Consider the following 24,222-nt stretch of genomic DNA (forward strand, 5'->3'; position numbering starts at 1 on the left):
AGGAGAAGGCCTGTCCCGGAAGGGACAAGCCTTCTCCTTTCCTATCCGGCACTCCCTAAGGGAGCGGGCGGCTACTCGCCGATCCCGGAGTTCTCGGCCGCACGCACCATTCGCCTCTTCTCCGAAGCGGAGATGACGTTGTCGGCCAGCAGGTCATCGGCCACCTTGGTGACGTGGTTCAGGAAAGCTCCGTGATCCCGGTACTCGGCGTGTGCGGCGATCAGGTCGTTGATGGTGCAGCCGTTGCCGGTGTCGACATTGGCAACGGTACTGTCGTGCCCGTTGACGACCATCGTATCCCGGATGTCCGAGCCGGGGCAGGCGTCACCCTCGGCCGCGACGACGGTGAACGTCAATTCGCCGTCGTCGGACCTGTTCCCGGCATGGTCGGTGGCGTGGTAGCGCACCGTGTGCTTACCCGGCTCGTTCACCATGATCGGTTCGCTGTAGGCGGTGTACGATCCGCCGTCGAGCGAGTAACGCAGGAAGCGCACCCCTGAATCCGGATCGTTGGCGGACAAGGCCACGGTGGCGGAGTCCACGTAGTTCCACTGTGCATCCTGCGAACCCGTGAGTTGTGCGTTCACCTCGGGTGGGGTGGTGTCTTCGGGGTCGCCTTCGAGCACGGTGAGGGTGGTGGAGCCGGTTTCGGAGGTGTTTCCTGCGTTGTCGGTTGCTTGGTATTGGATGGTGTGGTCGCCGGGTGTGTTGATGGTGAGTGGTTCGGTGTAGGGCTGGAAGCCGGTGTCGTCGAGGTCGTATTCGATGGTGTCGACGCCGGATCCGGAGTCTTGTGCCGTGATGGTCACGGTGGCGGAGCCGATGTAGTTGCCGTCTTCGTCTTGGTCGCCTGCCACCTCCGCGTTCACCTCGGGTGGGGTCGTGTCCTCGTCTCCACCGTCTTCGGTGACCACGAGAACTCCCTGCATCTCTCCATGGCCGGGAATGGTGCAGTAGTACCGATACTCCCCGGGTGACAAGGTCACCTCGGCCTCGTACCTGCCCCCGTTCGAGTCGAACGGGCTGGCGACGATGTTCAGATCGACATCGTTGTTGTACTCCGGCGAGGAGGTGTCGAACGTCAGCGTGTGCGACATACCGGTGGTGTTGCCGGTGTCCTCGCTGTTCTCGAAGACGATCGTCGCCGGGCCCGGCTTCGCGGTCGTGGGAGCGGAGGCGTATTCGTCCATGCGGTCATCGGCGGTCCAGGTCAGCACCTGCTGTTGTGCCGGCTGTTGTCCTTGGGCGGACGTGGAACCACCTGTGCCCGGGCTGGCTCCTGCCGGAACCAGCCACAGGGAGACAAGAGCGGCACAGAGGCCGGCCACCGCAACGCCTCGCGCCCCTTTCGGAGGTCGAATCCGCACGTTCGACAGTAATCGTCGGATCATCGGAAACTCCACTTCTCGGGTGTCGGGCGCATCGTTGTCACAGCTCCCGCACTCGGATGTTGCGGAATTCGATCAGGTCGTCGTCGCCGTGGTTCTGCAGACCGATGTACCCGTCGACGAATTGGCGCAGATCGGTCGGCGGATCGCCGTCCCGAGACGACTGCTTGCCGGGCGTGTTGTCGAACTCGTTGATCACACGCCCATTACGGATGATGGTGTAGTGCTGTCCTTCCACCCGGATCTCGTAGTCGTTCCACTGGTGTTTGGGTGTCACGCCCGCCTGGCCGTAGTACACCTGATCGAAGTTGTAGACCGATCCGGTCTTCTGCGGTTCCCCGGACTCGCCGTCGTAGATCTGAATCTCTTGTCCACAGTAGATAGCCACCCAGGCCTGGGAGTCCTGGGCCGATCCCTTCGTCCCGCAGCTGCTCGCCGGGCGGTCGTCGACCGGGACTCGCGGGTCGGGGAATCGCACGAGGACACCGCTGTTCGCTCGGTGCCCGTCGGGCGCGATGTCCCGGAACTGCAGCTTGAGCGAGAAATCGCCGTAGGCCTTGGCCGAGTACCACAGCATTCCAAGACCACCGTCCGAGCGGAGCGAGCCGTCCGGTTGTAGCTCGAATTTCCCGTCCGGCGCCTGCTGCCAGCCTTGGAGAGACTGCGGGGTCCCGTCGAAGATCGCCTCGTAGCCGTTGTCGCGTTCCCCGCCGATCCCGGACCGCTCGGCCGCGTCGATCAGCGTGGCACGCTCGTCGCCGTCGACGACGCCGTCGTCCAGCAGCTTCTGCGTGACGTCTTCGACGTGGGCGACGAAGTCACCGTTGCTGGGCCAGCCGCTCTCGTCGTCGATCAGATCGTCGATCGTGCAGCCACCCGCGGCTTCCCGGTTGGTCACTTCCGTGTCGTCATCGCGGAAGTGGACCGTGCGGTTGGAGTCCGGTACCGCGCACTCCACCGTGACTTCGGTTTCGACGGTGGCGGTTTCGCCATCGGCGTAGTCCACGGTCAGTGTCGCGGTGTAGTCACCGACCTCGGCGTAGGTGTGCCTCGGGTTGGGCTCCGTCGATGTGGTGCCGTCACCGAAGTCCCACCGATAGGATACGCCGCCCGATCGTTCACCGGTGAAGCTGATCGTCAGCGGCTTGTTCTGTACCGAATGGGCCTGCGCGGTCGGCGCCGGTGTGGCCGGACCACCCTGGTAAGTCACGCGGATCAGTTTCTGATTGTCTTCCAGGGTGAAGAATCCGTTGGCGTAGTCGAGCAGGTACAGTGCCCCGTCCGGGCCGAACTCGGCATCCATCCAGCTCTGCAGCTGGTTGTCTTCACCGCCACCCGGGATGATGTGGCGCAGGTCCTCGGCGAAGACGGGTGGTGCCGCGTCCTTCACCGTGTTCGGGTCGACGGTCACCGCGACACGGTTGTTCGCATTGGACTGGTCGCCGATGAACCACTTGTTCTCCCAGTATTCAGGCCAGGCTACTCCACTGGAGGTGTCCACTTCAGAGCGGTGGTAGGTCGGCCCGTCCATCACCGCCTGGCCGCCACCCTTGAGGTAGGGCTGGGTGAAACTCTGGTCACCCTGCTGGTAGGTCGGCAGGCCGCTGCCGTCGTCGCGTTCCGGGAAAACGGGACCACCGCCTTGCGGGGAGTACCAGATCATGTTGTCCCGTACCGGCGGTAGGTCTTCCAATCCGGTGTTGCGTGGTGAAGTGTTCTTCGGGTTGTCGCAGTCGTACCAGCCGGTGAGCACACTGGCGTCCTCGTTACTGCGATCCCGATAGGGCTGCCGGTTGCCCATGCAGTAGGGCCAACCCTGGTTGCCGGCGGAGGTGATGATGGTGGCCGTCTCGTACTTCGCCGGACCGAGCTCGGGGCTGGGTTCCCCGGCGTCCGGCCCGACCCAGGCCGTGGTCACCCAGTCGTTGACCGGGTCGTAGTGCAAACGCGACGGGTTGCGAACACCCATCACGTAGATCTCCGGCCGGGTCTTGTCACCGGGGTCGTCGGCCTCGGGGAACAGGTTCCCCTCGGGAATCGTGTAGGTACCGTCGTCCTCGGGGTGGATCCGCAGGATCTTGCCGTTGAGGTCGTTGGTGTTGCCCGACGTGCGGCGGGCGTCCTGGAACGAGATCCCCTTGTACTCCTCAGTCCAGTTGTTACCGGAGTAGCCGTCCGAGCCCTGGGACGAGTTGCTGTCGCCCGTGGCGATGTAGAGATTGCCGTCGTCGTCGAAGTCCATTCCACCGCCGGCGTGGCAGCAGCTGTGGATCTGGGTGTCCCAGGACAACAGGTCTTTGCGGGTGCTCTGGTCGATCGAGGCCGTGTCGTGGTCGTAGGTGAACCGCGATACCGTTCGTTTCCCGACCCGGTTGTCCGTGTCGATGGACTCGTACGGCATCCAGTAGACGTAGACCCATCCGTTGTCGGCGAAGTCCGGGTCGAGCGTGAGTCCGAGCAGGCCTTCCTCACTTTTGATCAGCTCGTCGCCGCTGCCCCGGTTACCGAACACCTCCAGCGTGGTCGCCAGCTTGACCTGCTCGGTTTCCGGGTTCCACGTGTGGATGGTGCCGCAGCCAAGACCCACGTTCTCGTCGTCCCAGTCGGGAATCGGTCCGCTGGCACAGGCTGCTCGGCCGATATAGAAGACGGTGCCGTCGTCGGCGATGGAAAGGCCGTGCGGTTCACCGATCTGGTCGAGTCTGCCGGGCAGGTTCTCCCCGGTCAGTCGCTCGATCTCGTAGTTGGCCGCGATCGTCGCCTGGCAGTCACCACGGACGACGCCCGTGGTCCATTCCAACGCGCCGAGCAAGTGGCCACGGAAATTCTTTTCACCGTAGCTGTCCGTGGTTCCGCCCATGGCGGTGTAGAACGACCGGCCGCCGTCGAAGTCATGGCACCAGGAGATGGGGTGGAACGGCCCGTTGGCGTTCTCGCCGGGATCGTAGGTGTGTTCCTGTACCTGCGCGACGGTGTGGACCTCGCCGATCGGGTTGGTCTCCCAATTGAGCCAGCGATCGGTTCGGGTCCAGGCCAGGGGCAAGCCTTTGTTCGCGGGATGCTGTCTGTCGACGACACTGACCGTGGCTTCCTGGGCTTCGGCGTTCTGCGAACCGTCGGCCGGGCGAGCGCCGATGAGTTCGGTGTACCAGTCCGACTCGGGCTGGGCCTTCGCCGCGTCCCTGATCCCGAGGAAACCTCCGCCGCTTCGCAGATGGTTTCGAAGAGCCCCTTCCTGTGCCGCGGTGAGCTCACCGCCCTCTGCGGAGAGGAAGACGACTCCGCGGTACTGGTCGAGATTCTCGGTGGTGAACACCGTGGGGTCGCTCGAGGTGTCGACGGTGTAGCCCGCTTGTGTGCCCAGCTGTTGAATGGTGTCGGCCGCTGCCTGGACCGGATCGTCCTGTTCAGCGGCTTCGCCGTGGTAGACCAGTACTTTCACCGAATCCAGCGCCGTCGGTCCGGCTTCGGAAGCGGACCGCTGGGTGGCTTCGGTTTGCCCTGACGCCGGTATTGTGGACAGGCTGGTGGCCAGGACCGCACTCGTCGCCAGCACCGTGGTGCGCCGCAACAGGCTCGGCCGTGCACGTCCGTTCGGTGAGCGCCCCAGACTTCGTCGTCCCATGACTGCTCCTTATTCCTGATTCACGAACTAGCCGTGGTGGTTGCGGTAGCGATCCAGCGCTTCCTCCGCGCCCGGCGGTAGGCTTCCGTCCTCGTTGAGGACGAGGAAGATCCCGCCCATGCCGTCGTCGGAGTGGAACTGCACGTGGCAGTGGTACATCCACGCGCCCGGCCCGACACCCTCGCCGGCGATGACCTGGAATCCGAACGAGGAGCCTGGGTTGAGGTCTTTGTTGTCGACGACGGGAGTCGGGTCGTCCGGGCCGGAGAGCAACCCGGTTCGGTTGTCCGCCCAACGGTGTGCGTGGAGATGGAACGTGTGGAAGTAGTCGCCGTGTCCGATGGCGATGAACTCGACTCGTTCGCCGAGTCGCGCCTCGAAGATCGGTGCCTCCGGCGCCACCTTGTTGTTGATCGTCATACCGTTGAACACGATCGTGTACTGCCGGTCCGGCAGGACGTCCCCTTGGCGGCGGACGATCAGTGCGCCGTAGAGCCCTCTGACCAACCCTCCCGTTCCGTGGTCCGTACCCATGGCGTGGTCGTGGTAGTGCCAATAACCCGCGCTGCCGGGCATCCATGTGCCGTCTTTGGCCTGATACGGGGTTCGGCTGCGCCAGATGTAGGTTCGCCGCTCGCCGGGATTGTTGAAGGAGTCGTTGAGCGGACTGCCGTCGGACTCGGTGTCGTATTCCACGCCGTGCGGGTGGATGGACAGTCGGTGGTCGGTGTTGTTCACCAGCTCGATCTCGAGAGTGTCGCCCTCCCAGATTTCCAGGATGGGGCCGGGGACGGTGGCTTTGCCGGGTTCGAGCCCATAGCCGACCATGCCGTCGGGCAGTTCCTCGGCGTACATGGTGATGCGTCGGGTCTCACCTTGAGGGCCGGCGGTTCCGGTCGGAGCGGCAAGTGCCGGTATCCCGCCGACGGTCGAGGCGACGACCGGAGCGGCCACGCCCGCCGCGGCGCCCGCCAACATCGAGCGGCGGGAAACCTGCCGCCCGAACGCACTGGTTCGAGCGTGTTTCTCAGTCATGGGTCTCCATTCGCTGTAGCCAGGGCAGCCACGGTTGCCAGGGCAGCCACGGAGGACGCGATGGTGGAGCGCAGGATCGGCAAGGGGCGAGGGCACGTGGCAACCACCGCGCCCGCGCGTGCTTTGCTCGCGACGACGTTCGACTCACTCTCCTCGCCTCCAGCGCCGAGGGTGTTCTGTACGGAAGGTAATTACTTTCGGGCGTGGCGTAAATATTTACGATCGGGTAAGTCGAACTTCTGCGTCATTAAGACAAAAGTGGATGAGCTGAGAGGGGCAGCATGGGGGGCCGTTCAGTCGAATGCCCCGCGGTGGCCGCGTGAGTGTTCCCTCGTTCCGCTGGGCGGATTTCCCCTACGCGGTCGCGCGCGTGGAGGCGATCGCGGTGCAGGCGGAAGGGGGTGCCGAGGTGAGGGCGCCCGTGTTTCGGGCGGTTCGGAACTATTATCTGAAATAGAGGAAAGATGCCTTTTGGTCCGGTCGGTAGAGACCCGAAGGGTGGTCGAGGCGCCGATGGCGTAGTCGGCCTGTGCTCCCAGCCTAAGAAGGGATGGGGTCACTTCGAAAGGCATGCCGTGAGCTCGTGCTCGGTTCTCGTTAGACCCCGAGAGTTCCGCCCGGTCGGTGTCGGACGGGCAGGACCGAAAAGCCGTGACACGCCCTGGCCGATCCGAAGGCACTGAGCTCCACCTGTTCAAAGCCCGTCCCGACCCACTCCGATGTTCATCGGTTCAGGACCGGGAATGTCACGAAATCAGGCAGCACAGGTGCGTCACGGTCGTGAATCAAGCGACCATTCCAAAGGGGGCGAGGCGGTGTGTCGGCCGATGAATGGTGGGCACGGCTGAAAGTCACTGTCGGCTGTGCCCACGCTCGAATCGGCCTTCGCCGCCGGACGCCGTCGTCCGTGACGAAGTGAGCTCCCGCATCGCCGTCGTCGCCGGTCGGTCGTCGACCGCCTAGCCGAGGTGGTTGCGGTAGCGCTCCAATGCCTCCGCTGCGCGCGGCGGCAGGTTTCCGTCCTCATCGAGGACGAGGAAGAGTCCGGTCATGCCGTCGTCGGAGTGGGTCTGCATGTGGCAGTGGTACATCCACGCGCCCGGCCCGGCGCCCGCACCGGCGATGGTTTGGAATCCGAACGAGGAGCCTGGGTTGAGGTCTTTGTTGTCGACGACGGGAGTCGGGTCGTCCGGGCCGGAGAGTAACCCGGTTCGGTTGTCCGCCCAACGGTGCCCGTGCAAGTGGAACGTATGAGAGTTGTTGCCGTGTCCGATGGCGATGAACTCGACTCGTTCGCCGAGTCGCGCCTCGAAGATCGGCGCGTCCGGAGCCGTCCTGTTGTTGATGGTGGTGCCGTTGAACACGATCGTGTACTGCCGGTCCGGCAGGGCGTCTCCTTGGCGGCGGATGACCAGCGCGCCGTACAGTCCGCTGGCCAGTCCTTCCGTGCCATGCGGGGTGCCCATGGCGTGGTCGTGGTAGTGCCAATAGCCCGCACTTCCCGGTAGCCACGTTCCGTCCTCGCTCTGGTGCGGAGTTCGGCTGTGCCAGACATAGGTTCGACACTCACCGGGCTCGTTGAAGGAGTCGTTGAGCGGGCTGCCGTCGGAGTCCGAGCCGTACGCCACTCCGTGCGGGTGGATGGACAACCGCTGATCGGTACGGTTCACCAGCTCGATCTCGAGAGTCTCGCCCTCCCACATTTCCAGAACGGGGCCGGGGACGGTGGCTTCGCCGGGCCCCGCGCCGTAGCCGACCATGCCGTCGGGCAGTTCCTCGGCGTACATGGTGATGCGCCGCGTCTCGCCGCGGCCGCTGCCGGCGCCGGGTGAGGCCGACAGCGCCGGTATTCCTCCGACGGTCGAGGCGACGATCGGAACGGCCACGCCCGCCGCGGCGCCGGTCAACATTGAGCGGCGGGAAACCTGCCGCCCGAACGTACTGGTTCGAGCGTATTTCTTGATCATGACTCTCCATTTGCTGTGATCAGGACAACCACGGAGGGCGCGATGGCGCAACGCAGGATCGACGAATGGCGTGGACGCGCGGTAACCAGCGCATATACGCGCTCTGTTCGCGACGACGTCCGACTCACTCTGCCCGCCTCCAGCGCTGAGGCTGTTCCGCACGGAAGGTGATTGATTTTGGTCCTGTCATAACGTCTATGGTCGAATAAGCCTAACTTCTGTGTCGTTGAGCCAAAAGCGCATGAACTGAACGGGGGAACGGTCGGTACCCTTCAGTCGAATTCCACGCCGAGGGCTCGGGTGTTCTCCCGCTGTCCGCATGCGCGTAATTCCCTTCAGAGCAGTACAGAAGGAATCGGGGTGTCGCAAGCCAGGGAAGGATGGCACCGGAAGAAAACGCGAAAAGGAGTGGAACCGTGTCCGTTCTTTCGGTGCCGGGCACATGGCTCGAGTCCGTGTGAGAGGGGTCTCAGTTCTGGTGGACCGATCACCCGGTCGGATGGAGTCTGAAGTGGACTAACTGGCGGATCGTTGGGTTCGTCCTGGTCGGTCGCTGAAATGTTGCCTCGTGCGCTCGATAGGCAACGCGCCAATATCGCGGACGCTACAGTGTCGCCTGAATGTGCACCATGTTCGGCAAGTACCGTTCAAATGAGCGAAAGACACGGAAGGAAGTGACAAGGGCGTATGGTCCGCAAGAGGTCGAACGGGCCGCTGTGTGCTGCGATGTGCTCCCCATTCTGCCGAGGTGCTTCATATCCCGAAATGGATGAAAGGAGCCCACCTACTCGGCTGGTAGGGGTTTTGCCGTCGCAGTTCGTGGGTAACGGTGTGCAGAGCGTGTGCGGTACGTGAAGGGTCGAGCGTGCCCTCGTCCGTGATGATTTCCCGGTACAAGTCGTCGGTGACGGCTGTCGCGGTGTCGTCACCGATGGCCCACAGTGCGGAGACGACGTGCCGAAATCCGGCGACCTGGAGCGCGGCGGCGACATGGTGTGCCTCATCCGGAAGGTCGGTGTCACCTATCGCGGTGTGACAGGCGGAAAGCACCGCGAGGTACGCGTCGTCGAGGTCGAGTCGAGCGAGATCCACAAGAGTCAGTGGTGCGTCGGCGAGGAACAACGCCGCCTCGCCCGTCGACGTGGTACCTCCGTGGCACGCGAAGTGCGCGAACGCGTGTTCCGCCAACAGCTCCGTCGCCCGCGAGGTGGTCGCCTCGGACTCGGTCAGTACAGTGGTGTCGGAGAACCGTGAACGCAACAGTGCCGCCTCCCGCGTCGCGGACGGGAGATCGGGAAGCCCGGTGACATAGTCCGGTCGACGCTGGCACGCCACCACGAGCATGCCGCTGGGCTTCGCCTGTGCGGGGCGACGGGCGTGCCGCAGCGCCCGCAGCGTCGGGGTCATCGAAGACACCACCCGGTCGAGCACGGTACGGCCCGAAGGGGCGTCGTCCGGATCGTGATAACCGGCCGCGTGCAGAGGAGCGAGGGCCAGCGGTCCGCTGGCACACCACCACAGCCGTCCTCCCAGGGGCACGGGAAATGCCGTCAGCACAGGCTCGGCCACCACATCCCACAACCACTCCAGGTAGGACAGCAGAACCTGTTCCCGTGCCCCGGCGGAAGTGCCGCCGATTCCCGTCCCGGCGACGGCTGCGAGGTATTCCCGGGTGCGTCGGGCGGCCTCGTCGGCGGTGAGCTCGGGCAGCGGCACGACACGAACGCCGTCGGTGGTCACGACGAGGGAGTCGCATCGGTGTCGGCTGACGTTCACGAGCACCACCGGGCCGTCCGCGGCGGCCTCCGCCAACTCGTCGAACGACGTCGGTAGCAGGAAGCGTTCGAAGCCGGGGCGAGTGCGCACGGCCGCGACGGTGTCGTCCCAGGCCGTGGCCAGTCGGCGCCGTTGGTCGGCGGACACGTCGCCGTCGGTCTGGAGGCGCAACGCGGAGAGTCGTTCGGCGAGATCGGGATGCACCGACCGCAGCGCGCTGAGGTCGGTACGGATATCCAGAACCTGTCCCCACCAAAGGAATCGGCCATGGTCGAGCATTTCGACGGCCCACTCCGGCTCGCCCGCCGCCAGCGCCGCCGCGGCACCGTCGTTGGCGATATCGGGCCAGCGGACGAGCAATCCGCGCCGGTCGGGTGCACGAAGACCTCGCCACACAGTCAGGTGCAGTTGTCGTTGTGCCTCCGCGAAGGCTTGAGCGGCTGAGTTCCAGTCGGTGAGACCTTCGGCCGCGCGTCGTGCCCGCAGCGTGGCTAGAAGCATCAGTGCGTCCATCCGTTAGCATCAGTGCGTCCATCCGTTCGAAGGAGAGGCCCTGGCCGTGCTGCTCCTGTCGTTCGAACTCCTCCAACACGGCCAGGGCCTCCTCGGTGTCACCGAGGGCTGAGAGCACGTGAGCCGCGCCCAGCCGTGCCGTCCGATGGAAAAGTGGCCGGTCGGACGCCGAGGCAAGCAGCGCGTGAAAGTGATCGAGTGCCTCTTTCAGATCCTTTCGATCATCGCTGTCGGCACCGCGTTCTTGGAGAGCGAGCGCCAGGTTCAGCCGGTAGTGGGGGTCGTCGTGGCTGTCCAACGCCGCTCGGAGATGATCCACGGCTGCGTCGATATCGGCTGGATCACGCTCCAGGCGGTAGCGTTCGAGTAGCCGGTGGCCCAGGTTGCCGCGGGCAAGAGTGTCCTCGGCGGCTGGGTGGGACCGGGCCAGGGCAGCTTTGCCGGTCTCGATCGCTTCGTCGAGGTCGAACCGCCGTCCGTGGTGCTGGAACCGGTAGATCAGCGCGGTACCGAGGGTATGCAATCGGCGGGTGACGTCCTCACCACCTTGGTCCGCTGCCAGCTCGATACTGCGACGGCAATGAGCGATCGCCCGGTCCAGGTCGTCTCCGTCCCGGTCGCGGAGAAACCGGTTGATCAACGCTGCGGCCAGGTTCGTTAGGTCGCCGGCGACGTGCGAGAGATGCAGCACGGGACGTTCGATCACTTCCCGAAGAAGTTCGACGGCCTCGTCCAAGTCCTCGCCCTCGCCACGGATCTCGAATCGGCGCATCAGCGCGGGACCGAGCGTGTGACCCACCAGCCAGCGCTGGGAGCGGAAGACGGGCGCTTTCAGCAGTGCTCTGCCATCGGCGCAGATTCGTTCCAACAGTTCCGGTTCTCCGAAACGTTCGTACCGTTCGAGAAGGACATCCAGCTCGGTGATGTGGCGTGCGGCTTCCTCGATGTCGTCACCGATCTCAGCCGGCGGCCTTCGTGGGCTCATCCCGGGGCCGCCGATCAGCTCGGCGTCGGAAGGAAGGGTGAGCGGGGCTTGTGTGCCTCGGAGCTCGGACACTTCGTCCAGGGCCTCACTGATCATGGCCCACAACGTGGGGTCGGTGGCGTGGTCGAGGGCCAGTCGGAGGAAGTGTGTGGCGTTGTCCAGGTCGGCCGGGTCGTCGGTCAACCCGTAGCGATCACAGCAGAGTCGGCCGAGGTTGTGCAGTATGCGTGTGGACACTTCATGGCCGGTCGGATAGTGGTCGAGCACAAGCCGTTGGGCTTCGGCATACGCATCGAGCGATTCGAGAGTTTCGTCCCTTTGATACCGGAGCCCTCTCGTTTCGGCGTGGACCACCAAGAAAGGGGCGAGGTTGGAGTCGTCGGGTGGGCACAAGCGCAATGCTCGTTCGGCTTCCTCATGCGCCTCCTCCAGGCGGTACAGATCCGCCGTTCGTTGCATCCAGCCGAGGAGCGCGGAGGCGCGCAGCGCGGCCAGAGCGGCACGATCGGAGTGATCCGGCGGCAACAACAGGACCGCCTTTTCCAACAGGTCGGCGGCGAAGGAGTGAAATTGGGCGGTATTCGTCTCCGTGGCCAGCTCGTTGAGCTCCTTGGCCGCGAGAACGGAATCTTCGACGTGCCGTTGTACACCCGTGAGAAGACCGAGCCGGAGTGACAGGAGCGCGAAGTCGTGCAGGACGACCCCGAGAAGGTCGGGTTGCTCTGTCGAAGTCAGCTCCACGAGCTCCCGATGGATCTTGACGGCGGCTCTGAGGTCTTCGGGCGAATCCGTGGTCTCGTGTCGCAACGTCAGGGCCTCGCCGAGCACGAGAAGGGCCGCGAGTCGTTCCGGTTTTCCGGCCGGGCACAGTTCCAGCGCTCGTGTTCCCGCGACGACCGCTCGGTCGAGGTCGGTGCTTCGGCCTGACTGTCGGTGATCCGCCAACCGGTTCCTGGCTTCCCGCAGTGCTTCACCTATCCGATCACCGGAACCCGCGCGTTGTTTGCGTCGCCTGAACATGGTGGCCCCCAAGTCGTCGAATCACTCCTCATCGTAGGTGTGAATCGCTAGTCTGAGACGTCGATTCAACGAAGATCGGGAGGTCGATTTGGTAGAGTCCGAAGTCGACTTGCTGGCCTTGTGGTGCGCGATGCTGCCCGAATTGCGTGTCCAGGCCCGTGACAACGGTGTTCTCGACCGACTCGACCGTGACATCGCACGTGTTCGGGCGGGTACGGCCGTGCGGCAGGTGTTGCGTAAATGGATGCCACCCGATTCCGACGGCACTTATCGAAGTTGGTCCGACCGTCCTTTCTTCGGGACTATCGGACTTCCCGGCATGAACCGCCAACCGGCCCTGGGCCGGTGCGTACGGGTGTCCCCGTGACCGGTGTGGCCGTGCTGCGCCCCGTGACGAGCATGGGCACCTGCCCTGGTGCGCGGCCTTCGATGAGCCGATGCGACCGGCATGATCGGGATCCTCACCGAATTCGGTAAGCGGGTCAGCACTCGTTGGGTGACGGCGGTCTTGCTGCCGGGGTCACTGGTGGTGGCCGTCGGTGGCGTCGCTGTCGTACTCGGTCACGGAAGCCCGTTCGCCGTCGATCTCCTCGCTGTCGAGGTGGACAGGCTCGCCGGGCAGTTCACACAGAACCCGGGACGCGCGATCGTCGCCGCCGGTATGGTCGTCGCCGGTGCCGGACTGGCCGGAACGCTGGCGACGGGGCCGGGACGGCTGGCGCAACGCTGGTTCTTGAGGCAACGGTTCCTGACGGGAAAACTGATCACGAAGTCACGGTGGTCGCGACGGTCACGGGCGTTGGCTTCCGCGCGGCATGCCGGAATCGCCCCGGTCGCTGCCTATCTGCCGCAGCGGCCGACGTGGCTGGGTGACCGGATTCGGCTGGTCGAAACCCGAGTGAGAGCGCAGTACCACGTCAGGGCTCGATTACTGTGGCCGAGGCTGTGGTTGTTGCTCGACGAGGACACCCGGCGCCCTATCAGCGATGCGCACGCCCGCTATGCCGACGCCGTCTCGCTCGCGGGATGGGGACTTTTGTACCTGGTGCCGGGCATGGTGTGGTGGCCGTCGGCGCTCATCGGGGGCATGGTGCTGATCACCGCATGGAACCGCCTGCGTGCGACCGTGGCGGAACTGGCGGAGCTGGTCGAGTCGGTCATCGACCTTCGCCTGCGTGACCTGGGTGAAGCACTCGGCACTCCATTCGGGGGAACCGAGATCAGCCCGGTCGAGGGACGTGCATTCGACGACCGATTGGGCAAGGCTGAACCGTCGTAGCAGCCGGTCGTGCGAAGGAGGTCCCCGATGCGTTTTCTGTCGCCCAAGCCCGCGCCGTTGCCACCCGAGCTCGATCGCCGTGCCCGCAGCGCGATGTCGCTGTTCGACGCAGGGCAGTACTTCGCCGCGGAGCGGACGTGGACATCCCTTCTCCTGGAGTGCGAACGCACACTCGGTGCCGAACATCCAGAGACGATCGCCATTCTGGACCGTCTCGGGTCGGCGCTGTTCCGGCAACGCAGGCTCGACGAATCGGCGGACCGGCACCGCGAGGCGCATCGTCGAGCGGTGGCCGTGTTGGGCCCGAAGCACCCGGACACGCTGCAGTACGCGCACAATCTCGGTTGCGCACTGGCCATGGCTGGCCATTGGGACGAAGGGCTTCCGATACTGCGGGAAATCGTGAAGCGCCGACGGCGGGTGCTCGGTGCCACGCACGCCGATACTCTCGACACCGCCAAGACACTCGGGGTGTCGCTGTTTCTGTCCGGAGACACCGAAGCGGCGACAGAGATCCTGCAAACGGCCTACCGGACGGCGACTCGGACATTCGGTCTCGATACGCCGTTGGTCCAGGACATCGGTAACAACCTCGGCATCGTTCTGCGCAATTCACGCCGAATCTGATCGAAACGCTCGGTTCAGTCGAATCCACCAGGGGAGGGGCCACGGATTCTCAGCGTAAAGTTGACTTATTCCAGAATGGCTGCTTGGCTGTCGCCGTGGCGATCATCGATGCTCCCGCGATGCTGCGGGAGGCGGCACTGCGGGTGACCCGACCGCGGGTCGCTGTGCTGTCGATGGTCGCGGACAACCCACACTCGGACACCGACACCATCGCCACGGCAGTCCGTCGTGAGTTGGGTTCGGTGTCCACCCAGACTGTCTACGACGTCCTTCGCGCACTCACCGATGCGGGTCTGGTTCGTCGTATCGAACCGGCTGGTTCGCCGGCTCGGTTCGAGACCCGTGTGGGCGACAACCATCACCATCTGGTGTGCCGCGGATGCGGTGTCATCACCGATGTCAACTGCGTGGTGGGCGAGGCTCCGTGTCTCCATGGCTCGGATCCGGAAGGGTTCATGGTCGATGAGGCCGAGGTGACTTTCTGGGGGCTCTGTCCTGGTTGCCTTGTACCCGAAGAATGACCGTCCTAAGAGTTCGTAAAGGAGTGAGCTTTGCCCGAGAAAAACCAGAAACCGTTGACCACTGTCGCCGGTGCGCCGGTTCCCGACAACCAGAACTCCCTCACGGCAGGCCCTCGTGGTCCGATGCTGCTGCAGGACGTCTGGTTCTTGGAGAAGCTCGCCCATTTCGACCGAGAGGTCATCCCGGAGCGCCGGATGCACGCGAAAGGCTCCGGCGCCTACGGCACCTTCACGGTGACCAACGACATCACCCGGTACACCTGTGCGAAGCTGTTCTCCGAGATCGGGAAGAAGACGGACATGTTCGTCCGTTTCTCCACTGTGGCCGGTGAACGAGGGGCCGCCGATGCGGAACGTGACATCCGTGGCTTCGCCGTCAAGTTCTACACCGAGGAGGGCAACTGGGACCTCGTCGGTAACAACACGCCGGTGTTCTTCTTTCGAGACCCGCTGAAGTTCCCGGACCTCAACCACGCGGTGAAGCGCGACCCGCGCACCAACATGCGCGACCCCGAGAACAACTGGGACTTCTGGACCAACCTGCCCGAGTCACTGCATCAGGTGACGATCATCATGTCGGACCGCGGTATTCCGGCGTCGTACCGGCACATGCACGGGTTCGGCTCCCACACTTACAGCATGATCAATGCGCAGGGGGAGCGATTCTGGGTGAAGTTCCACCACCGAACTCAACAGGGCATCAAAAACTTCACCGATGCCGAGGCGGAGGCGCTGATCGGCAAGGATCGCGAGTCGCATCAGCGGGACCTCTTTGAGGCCATCGAGCGCGGCGACTTCCCTAAGTGGAAGCTCTACATCCAGGTGATGCCCGAGCATGAGGCCGAGACCTACCGTTACCACCCGTTCGACCTCACCAAGGTGTGGTCCAAGAAGGACTACCCATTGATCGAGGTCGGCGAGTGGGAATTGAATCGCAACCCGGACAACTACTTCGCCGAGGTGGAGCAGGCGGCCTTCACCCCGGCCAACGTCGTGCCGGGTATCGGCTTCTCGCCCGACAAGATGCTGCAGGGCCGGCTGTTCTCCTACGGTGATGCCCAGCGGTACCGCCTGGGTGTGAACCATCATCAAATCCCGGTCAACCAGCCGCGGTGCCCGGTCAACTCCTACCACCGGGACGGCGCGATGCGGGTCGACGGCAACCAGGGTGCCACTCCTGGCATCGAGCCGAACTCCTACGGCCGCTGGCAGGAGCAACCCGCCTACCGGGAGCCGAGCCAGGCGGTGGGTGCCGTCGCCGACCGGTTCGACTACCGCGAGGACGACGACAACTACTTCGAGCAGCCGGGCATCCTGTTCCGCAACATGACGCCGGAGCAGCAGCAGGCGCTGTTCGACAACACCGCACGGGCGATCAACGGTGCTTCGGAGGCCACCATCGAACGCCACATCGCCAACTGCACCGAGGCCGACCCCGCCTACGGCGAGGGGGTCCGTAAGGCGATCGAGGCGTTGGCCGCCGGCCGACTCTGAAACGCCGCTGACCTTTCGGGTTCGGGCATCGAGGCCGCCCCACGGGGCGGCCTCACCTGATGTCGACACCACCGGGAGTGGTCCCATGAGTGCTGGTGCGCTGACACCGGAGCAGGTGAGGCGTGTCGTGGCGATAGCCATGGACTTGGCTCGCGAGGGCGACACGGAGCGACTCGGGGAGTTCATCGACCACGGACTTCCCGTCGATGTGGCCGACCCGGCCGGTAACACGTTGCTCATGCTCGCTGCCTATCACGGACATGCCGGGACCGTGCGCGATCTGCTCGCTCGTGGGGCGGACCCGGATGCACGCAACGCACGTGATCAGGCGCCGATCGCCGGCGCGTTGTTCAAAGGCGCGGACGAGGTCGTGGCCGTACTTCGGCACGCGGGCGCGGACCTGGACGCGGGAACGCCGTCGGCGCGAGCCGCTGCCGTCATGTTCGGTCGGCAGCACCTGTTGTCCGACTGATGGCATCCTCGATCGAGGGTCCGCTTTCCACGGAAGAGGTGATTCGTCAACGCGCGTATCCGCCCCGGTCGCGGTATAACAAGGTGACAGCACGGAGGAAAGGTATGACGTGTCTGTCCCTAAAGGACTTAGTAAGGGTCCGGTGTACCTGGATTACAATGCCACGACCCCGGTCGCCCCTGCTGTCACCGAGGCTTTGCTGAACTATGTGTCCGAGGAGTTCGGTAATCCCTCCAGCGAGCACCACTACGGCAGCAAGCCACGCATGGCACTGAATCATGCTCGGGACCAGGTGGCGAATCTGCTCGGGCGCTCGGATGCCCGGGTGGTGTTCACCGGCTCGGGTTCCGAGGCGAACGCCCTCGCGATATGCGGTGTCGTCCGGGCCACTGCGGTGGAACGTCCCCACATCATCACTCAGTGCACCGAGCATCCCGCTGTGCTGGAGACCTGCCGGGCATTGCGGCTTCGGCACGGGGTGGACGTGACCTACCTGCCCGTGGACGGTAGTGGCATGGTCGACCCGGCCGAGCTGGCCGCCGCGTTCACCCCGCGCACCGTATTGGTTTCGATCATGATGGCGAACAACGAGACCGGCGCGCTGCAGCCGATCTCGGAACTGGCACGGGTCACTCACGAGCACGGCGCGTTGTTCCACTCCGACGCCGCGCAGGCGGTGGGGAAGCTGCCGATCGACGTGCCCGCGCTCGGCGTGGACCTGCTGTCGGTGACGGGACACAAGGTGTATGCGCCGAAAGGTATCGGAGCGCTGTATGTGCATCCCGATGTGTCGTTGGAACCGCTGGTGCGCGGTGGTGGGCAGGAGTACGGACTGAGGGCGGGGACCGAGAACGTGGCTTTCGCCGTGGCGCTCGGTACCGCCGCGCGGATCGTCGCCGACGACCTCGCTGCGGGGGAACCGGAACGTATCCGCGGACTGCGTGACCGGCTCCATAACCGGCTTCGTGAGGTCCTCGGTGACCGGGTGATGCTCAACGGACCGAGCTGGTCGAGGCTACCGAACACGCTGAACATCAGCATCGACGGTGTACGTGGAAAAGACCTGCTGACCGACACACCCGGCCTGGCGGCATCGACAGGTTCGGCTTGCCACAGCGGACAGCGCCGCCCGTCTCCGGTGCTGGTGGCGATGGGGCTTTCTATCGATCGGGGTTTGTCTGCGTTGCGGCTGTCACTGGGACGGTGGACGACCCGAGAGGACATCGACCGCGCCGTCGAGGCGATCAGCGCGTCGGCGCTCCGTGTAAGCCGAATCGGCGCGGCAGGACCCACGCCGATTCGATGAAGCCCGTTCCCGGGCCGAAAGACCTCCGGTTCCGCATAGGCGCACCCGGGATCAGGAACCGCGCATGCGCCAGAACACGGTTCGTGCGCGTTCGGTCTGCGGATGTTCGGACCCGTACAGTTGCTTCCACTTCGACAGGCAGGCCAGAGCCTCCTGCTCGGCACGAGGGTCCCCGTGTTCGGCGAGCACTTCTGCCAGGAAGGTGCGAGCGTCGAGGGTCGACGGGTGTTCCGCGCCGTGGACGCGTTCGTTGTCCGCGACGATCTTTCTCAAGGATCGGATGGCCTTCTTGTGGTTTTGCGTTTGGACCAGAGCACGTGCCAGCCCGTGCCGTGCATGCAAAGTCACCGGGTCGGTCGCACCGAGCGCCCGCGTGGCCTCCGTTACCAGCCGCTCGGACTCACCCAGCACCTCCTGCGTCCGCTCCATGTCGAGGAGGAGTGCCAGGTGATTGCTTCGGGCCTGCAGCGTTGCCGGAGAGGTGCGGCCCCGAGTGTGCGTGAGTCCTTCGATGAGCGTGCGGTATCGCCGCTCGGCCTCGGCCGAATTCCCCATCAGGTGCTCGACGTTCGCCAGTTTCATCCGGCACACCAGTGTGTCGGCGGCGTCGGCTCCGAACGCGCGCATCAGGCCGGCGGACACAGTCCGCAGCAGGCTTCTCGCTTCCTCGTACCTACCCAACTGGATCAGTAGCTCACCGAGATTGTTGCCGCTGCTGAGCGTGTCCGGGTGCGTAAGGCCCAGCGCCCGGCGGCGTGCCTTGTACACGACCCGTTGTATCCGCTCGGCCTCGGTGAACGAACCCCGTGAATACAGTGCGAAGGCGAGGCTGTGTTGGTTGGCGAGCGTTTCGGGAGCAGTGGGGCCGAGCGACGCTCGGGTGGCTGCGGCGAGCTCGCGATAAGCGGTGACGGCGAGTTCCAGTTCGTGCTCGTCCATGAGTGATTCGGCGTATTCCTTGCCCGCAGCGAGTGTGAGCGGGTCGGAGACCCCGTATTTCTGGACGCAGTGTTGGTACTGCAAACCGAGAGACATCACCGAGCCGAGTAGTACGTCGACGACGAGCGTACCGTCCGCTTTGGTAGAGGTGCTGACCGTGAACGGCTCCTCGGTCGAGCGACGCCACTGCTGTCCCAGTCCACGGCCACGGCGAAACCATTCGCGGATTCCCACCAGATGACCCCCTTGGCCGTGTAGTCGGTCATTAGATTGTGGCCGATCACGGTACCTGGCGAAAGGTGCCATTGCCTCGACCGTCTCGATTCGGCCACTCAGGGCACAGGTGTCGTGAGTGGCTCGATGCCGTCGTCGTGTCTTTCAGGAGAGGCACTATTTCCGATCAGCCGGTCACCGGGTCGGTGAAAGCACGCTTCGGCTTTCCGGGAAAGCCTTTCTTTCCTCAACCGGTGGTGCACATCGGCTTCGCTGTCCGTAGAGATATTCGAGTACTCGGCAGGGTTCCGCAGTGGGTCAGCCGTTCGTCCTCCATTCCCGCGAGGTGTTGTGCCGGTGCTGTGTCGTGTCGGTCAGGGTGGGGAAGCGGTTCGAAACGTCGTTCTCCAAGCAAACAGTCGGATGAGCCTCGCGTCCACCCCACCGCCTGGAACGCGCCCGGTGCCACAGTGGTCGGCAACGTCGAGCCGGGGTCGCTGGTTCTCGGCTTGCCGGCGCGGGTGGTGCGCTGGGTGGGCCCGAGGGAGCGGGATCAGATCATCGACGGCGCGCAGCACTATGTGGACCTGCTCGACCTCCACCGCGCGGGAGTGCACCGCGACCGATGAGGGCGGACGAGACCCGGTTGCCTGGTTCGAGGACTCGGCCGAGGCCGAAAGGTCGTTCCTTTCGGGTCCGTAGCATGCTGAAGGGCTGATGTGGTCTTCGACGGCTCAGGCCACGTCGGCTTTCTCGGGCTTCCTCGGCTGCGGCCGCCTCGAAGAACGCTCCGCTCGGTCGAATTTCGTGATCACCGGGATTCGCGGCATCGCACCATGGCGAGAGCCTGCCTGACCGGTCGTCCTTAGTATCCCCGAGCTCCGCTCGAAGCGGCAGTGTGTCCCCGGTGTTTTCCGACATCGTCGACATATGTCCCGGGTGAGGAGCCCGTGACGGACCGAGACCGGTGTGCCTCCACAGTGGTGTCGACCACTCGGCGGGGACCGGTCGTCACGAAATCGGTTCGGACCGGAGGGAACTGATGGCACACTTCGTACGTCTGTCGTGGCATCAGTGATCAAGCACACGAGTTGAACGTGGGCGGTGTCCACAGTGTCCACAGCCGTCGAGCAAGGGGGTTGAACAGATGGCCGGTTTCGATGCGGTTCCCGAAGAGCTGCAGGAGACGGCGGGCCGAATCGGTGAGGTCGTGAGTGGTGTCGCGAACATGGTCTGGCGCAGACCGAGCGGCGACTACGGGCATCCCGGTGTGCAGGCAGGTTGGGACCAGTTCGTCGAGCAGTTGAAAGCTCACGTCGAAGCGCTACGAGACACCGTGGAGGAGTTCGGCGGGAAGCTCAACGAGGCGGCCGGCAAGTACCGGGAGACCGAGGCCGAGAGCGGTGGCACCCTGAAAGCCTTCGGCGACCTGGTGGAAAGCCATGGCGGTGCGATCGGGGGGGGGATCGCAGGAGGAGCCGCCGGAGGAGTCGCAGGGGAATCGCCGGTGGTGCCCTCGGTGCCGCGTCGGGAGCGGCCGCGGGCAGCGCCGCGGGGGAGAGCATCGGAAGCGTTCTGGAGGGTGAAGGGCCGGTGCCGCGGGAGGACGGTGAGGGCGCGCTCCTGAGGGTTCGCTTCTGGAATTTTCAGAACAACAGTCACAGGCGAGAGCCGGGGTACGGCAGCAAAGGATCGGTGTGGTGATGGCTGAGCTGGGACAGACCGATAATCCCAGAGACCTCGTCCCGGGGGAGCCGGAGGCGATCTCCGATGACCTGCGGGAATTGATCGGCACGCTCACCTCGCTGGACGAGATCGGTGGCAGTCTCGGCCGAATCGACCCGGTGCAGTGAGTCGGAGAGGCGAGCAACGCTTTCCGCTCCGCCTTCGGCGACGAGGTGCCGAGATGGGCTCAGGCGGTGGAGCGAGCCGGCGACGGTGGGGAGTTGCTCTGTGACTTCGCCGACGTGCTGAACTAGGGGCAGTGCGAGGCGCAGCACTAGGGGCAGTGCGAGGCGCAGCGCGCGATCGAGCTGTACCACCAGGCGCAGGCCGCCAGCCGCGCGGCCGCGGCACAGGCCATCCTGGACGCCGCGCGGCAACGGGTCGAGGAGGCCGGCGGCATGGTCGCCATGGCGCTCGGCTTCTCCCCGGACGGTGAGGGCGGATACAAACATTCGTTCGGCGAGAGCGAGTGGGGCGCCGAGCAGCGGACGACACAGCGCCGCTGGGACCCGGAGACAGGCAAGTGGGTCGACGAGGACCCCGGTGGTTGGCAACACAATCGGCATGGCAGCAGCTACAAGAACGAGTGGGGCAGCCAGGCCGACGGCCTGATGCACGACAAGCTTCGCGACCTACTCGGTGGCTTCGGCATCGAGATCCCGTTCGCCGAGACGTTCGGCCTGGAGGAAGGGCGGACCGAGTCCCGCAATTCCATCGACTGGATGGGCGGCGACGCCTCCGGTGATTTCGAGTTCGGACCGATGTCCGGCAAGGGCAGCGCGGAAGGTTCGCTGCTCGGGGCTGGTGCCGGTGCTTACCGGGAGGTCACCGCCGACGGGATCACCGCCGGGGCCGATGCCGAGGCGTATCTGGCCAAGGGCGGTGTGCAGGGCGAGGTGGGCCTGGGCCACGGAGTCAACGCGAGTGGCAAGGCCGAGGGAATGGTCGGTGCCTCCGCGGAGGCCACGGGCAGCGTGGACGCTTTCGATACCAAGGGCAATGCGGAGGCTTTCATCGGCGCTCGTGCCGACGCTTCCGGCGAGATGAACTTCGGCGACCACGCCAGCGTGTCGGCCAATGGTGACGCGATGGCGGGAGCCACGGTGTCGGCAGAAGGCAGTGTCGGCTTGACCGGCGTGAATGTCGGCGGTGAGGCCTTCGCCGGGGCGCGAGCCGGTGGCGATGTCGGTGCCGAGGTGGCCGGTGTCGGCGCCGGTGTGAACGGTGAGGTCTGGACCGGTGCCGGGGTAGAGGGCAACGCTCAGTTCGGCATGGGCGACGATGGCAAGTTCCACGTGGGCGCGTCGGTCGGTGTCGGCCTCGGTGTCGGCGGCAAGGTCGGCTTCGACGTGTCCGTCGATCCGGGCGGGGTCGTGGACGCCGTCGGCGATGCGGCCAATGCGGTTGGAGAGGTCGGCAACGCGATGGGGAACACCACCCGCAACGCGGCCGAAGCCGTGGGCGACTTCTTCGGCTTCTAGTCGACACGGCTGCCCGAGATTGACGAGAGAGGCGAAGAGATGGCCACGACAATCCCGGTGCCGATCCAATTCTCCCTGCCGGAAGGGTGGGTATCGGTCAACCCGGACGAGATCAACACCCCGGAAGCCGCGTTCGTCGCGTTGCACCCGGGTTCCAGAGGCGGTGGGTTCACACCCAATATCACGATCACCGGCGAACTGAGGGACGCCGAGGTTCCCCTGAACCAGATCGCGGCGGAGTCGGTCGACCGGCTTCGCCGGGGCGCGCACGAGGTGAAGCTCGGTCGCACCACCGAGGGCGGCACGGCGGAGAACCCGGTCTACACCCAGGCGGTCCGGGTGCAGGTGGACCTGGGCGGCCAACCACAGTACCTGGTGCAGTACCAGGTGTTCATGGTGTTCGTCGATACCGCCGAACCCGACAGGAGGGCGGTGCTGCAGGTCGTGCTGACCTCCAAATTGGATCAGTTCCCGCAGGTCATCGATGATTTTCAGGCATTCATCGACTCCATTCGTCCGGAATAGGCAAGGAAAGTTCTCGGAGATCTGGCATGAGTGAGACGATCAAGCGGCTTCTGCGACGTGTGGAGGCGATCGACACGGCCGCGGCGGAGAACCGCGCGCGTGCGGAGAACTATCGGCGCATGACCGAGGAGCTGGCCGACGTCACGGGCACCGCCAGCTCGCCGGACGGGGTGGTGACCGTGGTCGCCGGTCCGGACGGCCCGGTCAAGGAAATCACTTTCTCCGAGCAGGTGCGCAAGGTGGATCCCGCGGCGTTGTCCGCCATCGTGGTGCACACCATCGCGCAAGCCCGGGTGGAAGCGACTCGGGGACAAGCGGAGGTGATGCGCCGCAACCTCGACGACACCCATCTGCTGGACCAGGTGTTGGCCGAGGACGCCCGGATGTTCGGGGATCAGCGGCCGGTCGATCCCGGCCCGCCACCGGTGGCGACCACGATCGGTGCCCCGGTCGATTGGTCCCGTTCACAGTCCGCTGCCCGCCGGGTGTCGGGTGACGGCGATAGTTTCGAGGATTTCCAGATCCTCCGTCGGCCGTGACATCTTCCGGAATCGACGGCGTGGCGAAGAGAGGGGTTCATGAGTACCGGGGTCGTTCTCACGATCGTGATCGGCGGCACCGTGCTCCTGTTGGGGGCGGTCGCGGCATTCGTGTTCTGGATCAAACGATCGTTCGTGGGTAGAGCGGAGGTGTCGCTGGACGCGCTCCGCGAGGAAGCCGCTCGGCGCGGCTGGACGTACGCCGAGCGCGACGATACCCAGGTCGCGCTCTACGACCGGCAGTACAACCGGCGTAGCCGGTGGGAACCGTTGACTCATCCGCCGCGCGCGAAAGCCGCCCGAGACGTGATCACCGGGACGCATCGCGGCCGTCCTTTTATCGCGGCTACCTTCGACACCGTCTACCAAGGTCGGCACCAACCCGAACGTGCGATCTGGGTGGCCGCTCCCGCGCCGCATCCGATGCTGAGCATTCAGCGGATGGTGGCGGTGCAGAACGCGATCAATCGCAGGATCGGTCTGGGAGGTGTGCAGACCGGGAACGTGGAGTTCGACCGGCAGTTCGAGGTGCTCAGCGAGGACGAGCGGTTCGCTCACGCCGTGCTGAGTTCTCAGCTGCTGGAGTTCCTGCTCACTGATCCACGTTCGTTTCGGGGCGTGTATCTGCGGGGCGAGTACCTGGACGTGCTCGACCCTGTGCAGGATCACCGCAATCCGAACGAACTCGTGGCCGCGTTGGACCTGCGCTGCGACATCTTGGATCGCATACCCGCGTGGTCCTGATCGCAGTCCGGTTCCTCACGGACATGTCCACGTCCGTGAGGAACCGGC

At 64.9% G+C, this 24,222-nt stretch carries 23 protein-coding genes; 17 read left to right on the plus strand and 6 right to left on the minus strand.

The window, feature by feature from the left end; all coding sequences use genetic code 11:
• Nucleotides 1-71 precede the first annotated feature (71 nt).
• The 5 genes from M7H19_RS03485 to M7H19_RS03505 all read right to left on the minus strand — a co-directional run bounded on the left by M7H19_RS03485 (nt 72) and on the right by M7H19_RS03505 (nt 10,292).
• A complete protein-coding gene (locus M7H19_RS03485; RefSeq protein ID WP_298177015.1) occupies nt 72-1,391 on the minus strand; it encodes a plastocyanin/azurin family copper-binding protein in 1,320 nt (439 codons plus the stop codon).
• 37 nt (nt 1,392-1,428) lie between these two features.
• Nucleotides 1,429-5,013, minus strand: a complete 3,585-nt coding sequence (locus M7H19_RS03490; RefSeq protein WP_298177017.1) for a ThuA domain-containing protein — start codon at nt 5,011-5,013, stop codon at nt 1,429-1,431.
• A gap of 27 nt (nt 5,014-5,040) precedes the next feature.
• Complete coding sequence (locus M7H19_RS03495) at nt 5,041-6,048, minus strand: multicopper oxidase domain-containing protein (RefSeq protein ID WP_298177019.1); 1,008 nt, start codon at nt 6,046-6,048, stop codon at nt 5,041-5,043.
• Between the two features lie 959 nt (nt 6,049-7,007).
• Complete coding sequence (locus tag M7H19_RS03500; protein ID WP_298177021.1) at nt 7,008-8,015, minus strand: multicopper oxidase domain-containing protein; 1,008 nt, start codon at nt 8,013-8,015, stop codon at nt 7,008-7,010.
• A gap of 753 nt (nt 8,016-8,768) precedes the next feature.
• Nucleotides 8,769-10,292 (minus strand): CHAT domain-containing protein, encoded by a 1,524-nt coding sequence (locus M7H19_RS03505; RefSeq protein ID WP_298177023.1) that lies wholly within the window; start codon nt 10,290-10,292, stop codon nt 8,769-8,771.
• Between the two features lie 130 nt (nt 10,293-10,422).
• Between M7H19_RS03505 and M7H19_RS03510 the strand changes: the two genes are divergently transcribed.
• The 10 genes from M7H19_RS03510 to M7H19_RS03555 all read left to right on the plus strand — a co-directional run bounded on the left by M7H19_RS03510 (nt 10,423) and on the right by M7H19_RS03555 (nt 18,008).
• Nucleotides 10,423-10,674: a hypothetical protein gene (locus M7H19_RS03510; RefSeq protein WP_298177025.1), complete on the plus strand. Its 252-nt coding sequence runs from the start codon at nt 10,423-10,425 to the stop codon at nt 10,672-10,674.
• Between the two features lie 3 nt (nt 10,675-10,677).
• Nucleotides 10,678-10,965, plus strand: a complete 288-nt coding sequence (locus M7H19_RS03515; protein ID WP_298177027.1) for a hypothetical protein — start codon at nt 10,678-10,680, stop codon at nt 10,963-10,965.
• Nucleotides 10,966-11,544: 579 nt separating this feature from the next.
• Nucleotides 11,545-11,964, plus strand: coding sequence for a hypothetical protein (locus M7H19_RS03520; protein ID WP_298177029.1), 420 nt, complete (start codon nt 11,545-11,547; stop codon nt 11,962-11,964).
• A gap of 15 nt (nt 11,965-11,979) precedes the next feature.
• Entirely contained in the window at nt 11,980-12,216 is a 237-nt protein-coding gene (locus M7H19_RS03525) for a hypothetical protein (RefSeq protein ID WP_298177032.1), read from the plus strand.
• Nucleotides 12,217-12,757: 541 nt separating this feature from the next.
• Nucleotides 12,758-13,588, plus strand: coding sequence for a hypothetical protein (locus M7H19_RS03530; RefSeq protein WP_298177034.1), 831 nt, complete (start codon nt 12,758-12,760; stop codon nt 13,586-13,588).
• A 27-nt stretch (nt 13,589-13,615) separates the two neighbouring features.
• Nucleotides 13,616-14,215, plus strand: coding sequence for a tetratricopeptide repeat protein (locus tag M7H19_RS03535; protein ID WP_298177036.1), 600 nt, complete (start codon nt 13,616-13,618; stop codon nt 14,213-14,215).
• A gap of 95 nt (nt 14,216-14,310) precedes the next feature.
• A complete protein-coding gene (locus tag M7H19_RS03540; protein ID WP_298177081.1) occupies nt 14,311-14,736 on the plus strand; it encodes a Fur family transcriptional regulator in 426 nt (141 codons plus the stop codon).
• A gap of 30 nt (nt 14,737-14,766) precedes the next feature.
• Nucleotides 14,767-16,230: a catalase gene (locus M7H19_RS03545; RefSeq protein ID WP_298177038.1), complete on the plus strand. Its 1,464-nt coding sequence runs from the start codon at nt 14,767-14,769 to the stop codon at nt 16,228-16,230.
• Nucleotides 16,231-16,315: 85 nt separating this feature from the next.
• Nucleotides 16,316-16,702 carry an ankyrin repeat domain-containing protein gene (locus M7H19_RS03550; RefSeq protein ID WP_298177040.1) on the plus strand — a complete coding sequence of 129 codons (387 nt, stop codon included), beginning with the start codon at nt 16,316-16,318 and terminating at the stop codon, nt 16,700-16,702.
• A 142-nt stretch (nt 16,703-16,844) separates the two neighbouring features.
• Nucleotides 16,845-18,008 carry a cysteine desulfurase family protein gene (locus M7H19_RS03555; RefSeq protein WP_298177042.1) on the plus strand — a complete coding sequence of 388 codons (1,164 nt, stop codon included), beginning with the start codon at nt 16,845-16,847 and terminating at the stop codon, nt 18,006-18,008.
• 51 nt (nt 18,009-18,059) lie between these two features.
• Here the strand turns inward: M7H19_RS03555 and M7H19_RS03560 are convergent, their stop codons facing one another.
• A complete protein-coding gene (locus M7H19_RS03560; RefSeq protein WP_298177044.1) occupies nt 18,060-19,181 on the minus strand; it encodes a tetratricopeptide repeat protein in 1,122 nt (373 codons plus the stop codon).
• A gap of 449 nt (nt 19,182-19,630) precedes the next feature.
• Between M7H19_RS03560 and M7H19_RS03565 the strand changes: the two genes are divergently transcribed.
• From M7H19_RS03565 to M7H19_RS03595, 7 genes are all read left to right on the plus strand, one after another.
• Nucleotides 19,631-19,789 carry a hypothetical protein gene (locus M7H19_RS03565; protein WP_298177047.1) on the plus strand — a complete coding sequence of 53 codons (159 nt, stop codon included), beginning with the start codon at nt 19,631-19,633 and terminating at the stop codon, nt 19,787-19,789.
• Between the two features lie 518 nt (nt 19,790-20,307).
• Complete coding sequence (locus M7H19_RS03570) at nt 20,308-20,787, plus strand: hypothetical protein (RefSeq protein ID WP_298177049.1); 480 nt, start codon at nt 20,308-20,310, stop codon at nt 20,785-20,787.
• Between the two features lie 76 nt (nt 20,788-20,863).
• Nucleotides 20,864-21,013, plus strand: a complete 150-nt coding sequence (locus tag M7H19_RS03575) for a hypothetical protein (RefSeq protein WP_298177051.1) — start codon at nt 20,864-20,866, stop codon at nt 21,011-21,013.
• A gap of 270 nt (nt 21,014-21,283) precedes the next feature.
• Nucleotides 21,284-22,366, plus strand: a complete 1,083-nt coding sequence (locus M7H19_RS03580; protein WP_298177052.1) for a hypothetical protein — start codon at nt 21,284-21,286, stop codon at nt 22,364-22,366.
• A gap of 39 nt (nt 22,367-22,405) precedes the next feature.
• Nucleotides 22,406-22,891: a hypothetical protein gene (locus M7H19_RS03585; RefSeq protein WP_298177054.1), complete on the plus strand. Its 486-nt coding sequence runs from the start codon at nt 22,406-22,408 to the stop codon at nt 22,889-22,891.
• Between the two features lie 26 nt (nt 22,892-22,917).
• On the plus strand, nt 22,918-23,430 hold the full coding sequence (locus M7H19_RS03590) for a YbaB/EbfC family nucleoid-associated protein (protein ID WP_298177055.1): 513 nt from the start codon (nt 22,918-22,920) through the stop codon (nt 23,428-23,430).
• Between the two features lie 39 nt (nt 23,431-23,469).
• Complete coding sequence (locus M7H19_RS03595) at nt 23,470-24,174, plus strand: hypothetical protein (protein ID WP_298177057.1); 705 nt, start codon at nt 23,470-23,472, stop codon at nt 24,172-24,174.
• Nucleotides 24,175-24,222 lie beyond the last annotated feature (48 nt).

This window comes from Saccharomonospora sp., assembly GCF_027317685.1.
Lineage (GTDB): Bacteria > Actinomycetota > Actinomycetes > Mycobacteriales > Pseudonocardiaceae > Saccharomonospora.

What these genes read in the sequence shown, in the direction of transcription:
- M7H19_RS03570 (WP_298177049.1), top strand. Translation starts at nt 20,308, where the DNA reads ATGGCCGGTTTCGATGCGGTTCCCGAAGAGCTGCAGGAGACGGCGGGC.
- M7H19_RS03535 (WP_298177036.1), top strand. Translation starts at nt 13,616, where the DNA reads ATGCGTTTTCTGTCGCCCAAGCCCGCGCCGTTGCCACCCGAGCTCGAT.
- M7H19_RS03495 (WP_298177019.1), bottom strand. Translation starts at nt 6,048, where the DNA reads ATGACTGAGAAACACGCTCGAACCAGTGCGTTCGGGCGGCAGGTTTCC.
- M7H19_RS03550 (WP_298177040.1), top strand. Translation starts at nt 16,316, where the DNA reads ATGAGTGCTGGTGCGCTGACACCGGAGCAGGTGAGGCGTGTCGTGGCG.
- M7H19_RS03490 (WP_298177017.1), bottom strand. Translation starts at nt 5,013, where the DNA reads ATGGGACGACGAAGTCTGGGGCGCTCACCGAACGGACGTGCACGGCCG.
- M7H19_RS03500 (WP_298177021.1), bottom strand. Translation starts at nt 8,015, where the DNA reads ATGATCAAGAAATACGCTCGAACCAGTACGTTCGGGCGGCAGGTTTCC.
- M7H19_RS03485 (WP_298177015.1), bottom strand. Translation starts at nt 1,391, where the DNA reads ATGATCCGACGATTACTGTCGAACGTGCGGATTCGACCTCCGAAAGGG.
- M7H19_RS03585 (WP_298177054.1), top strand. Translation starts at nt 22,406, where the DNA reads ATGGCCACGACAATCCCGGTGCCGATCCAATTCTCCCTGCCGGAAGGG.
- M7H19_RS03580 (WP_298177052.1), top strand. Translation starts at nt 21,284, where the DNA reads ATGGTCGCCATGGCGCTCGGCTTCTCCCCGGACGGTGAGGGCGGATAC.
- M7H19_RS03590 (WP_298177055.1), top strand. Translation starts at nt 22,918, where the DNA reads ATGAGTGAGACGATCAAGCGGCTTCTGCGACGTGTGGAGGCGATCGAC.
- M7H19_RS03575 (WP_298177051.1), top strand. Translation starts at nt 20,864, where the DNA reads ATGGCTGAGCTGGGACAGACCGATAATCCCAGAGACCTCGTCCCGGGG.
- M7H19_RS03530 (WP_298177034.1), top strand. Translation starts at nt 12,758, where the DNA reads ATGATCGGGATCCTCACCGAATTCGGTAAGCGGGTCAGCACTCGTTGG.
- M7H19_RS03595 (WP_298177057.1), top strand. Translation starts at nt 23,470, where the DNA reads ATGAGTACCGGGGTCGTTCTCACGATCGTGATCGGCGGCACCGTGCTC.
- M7H19_RS03505 (WP_298177023.1), bottom strand. Translation starts at nt 10,292, where the DNA reads ATGCTTCTAGCCACGCTGCGGGCACGACGCGCGGCCGAAGGTCTCACC.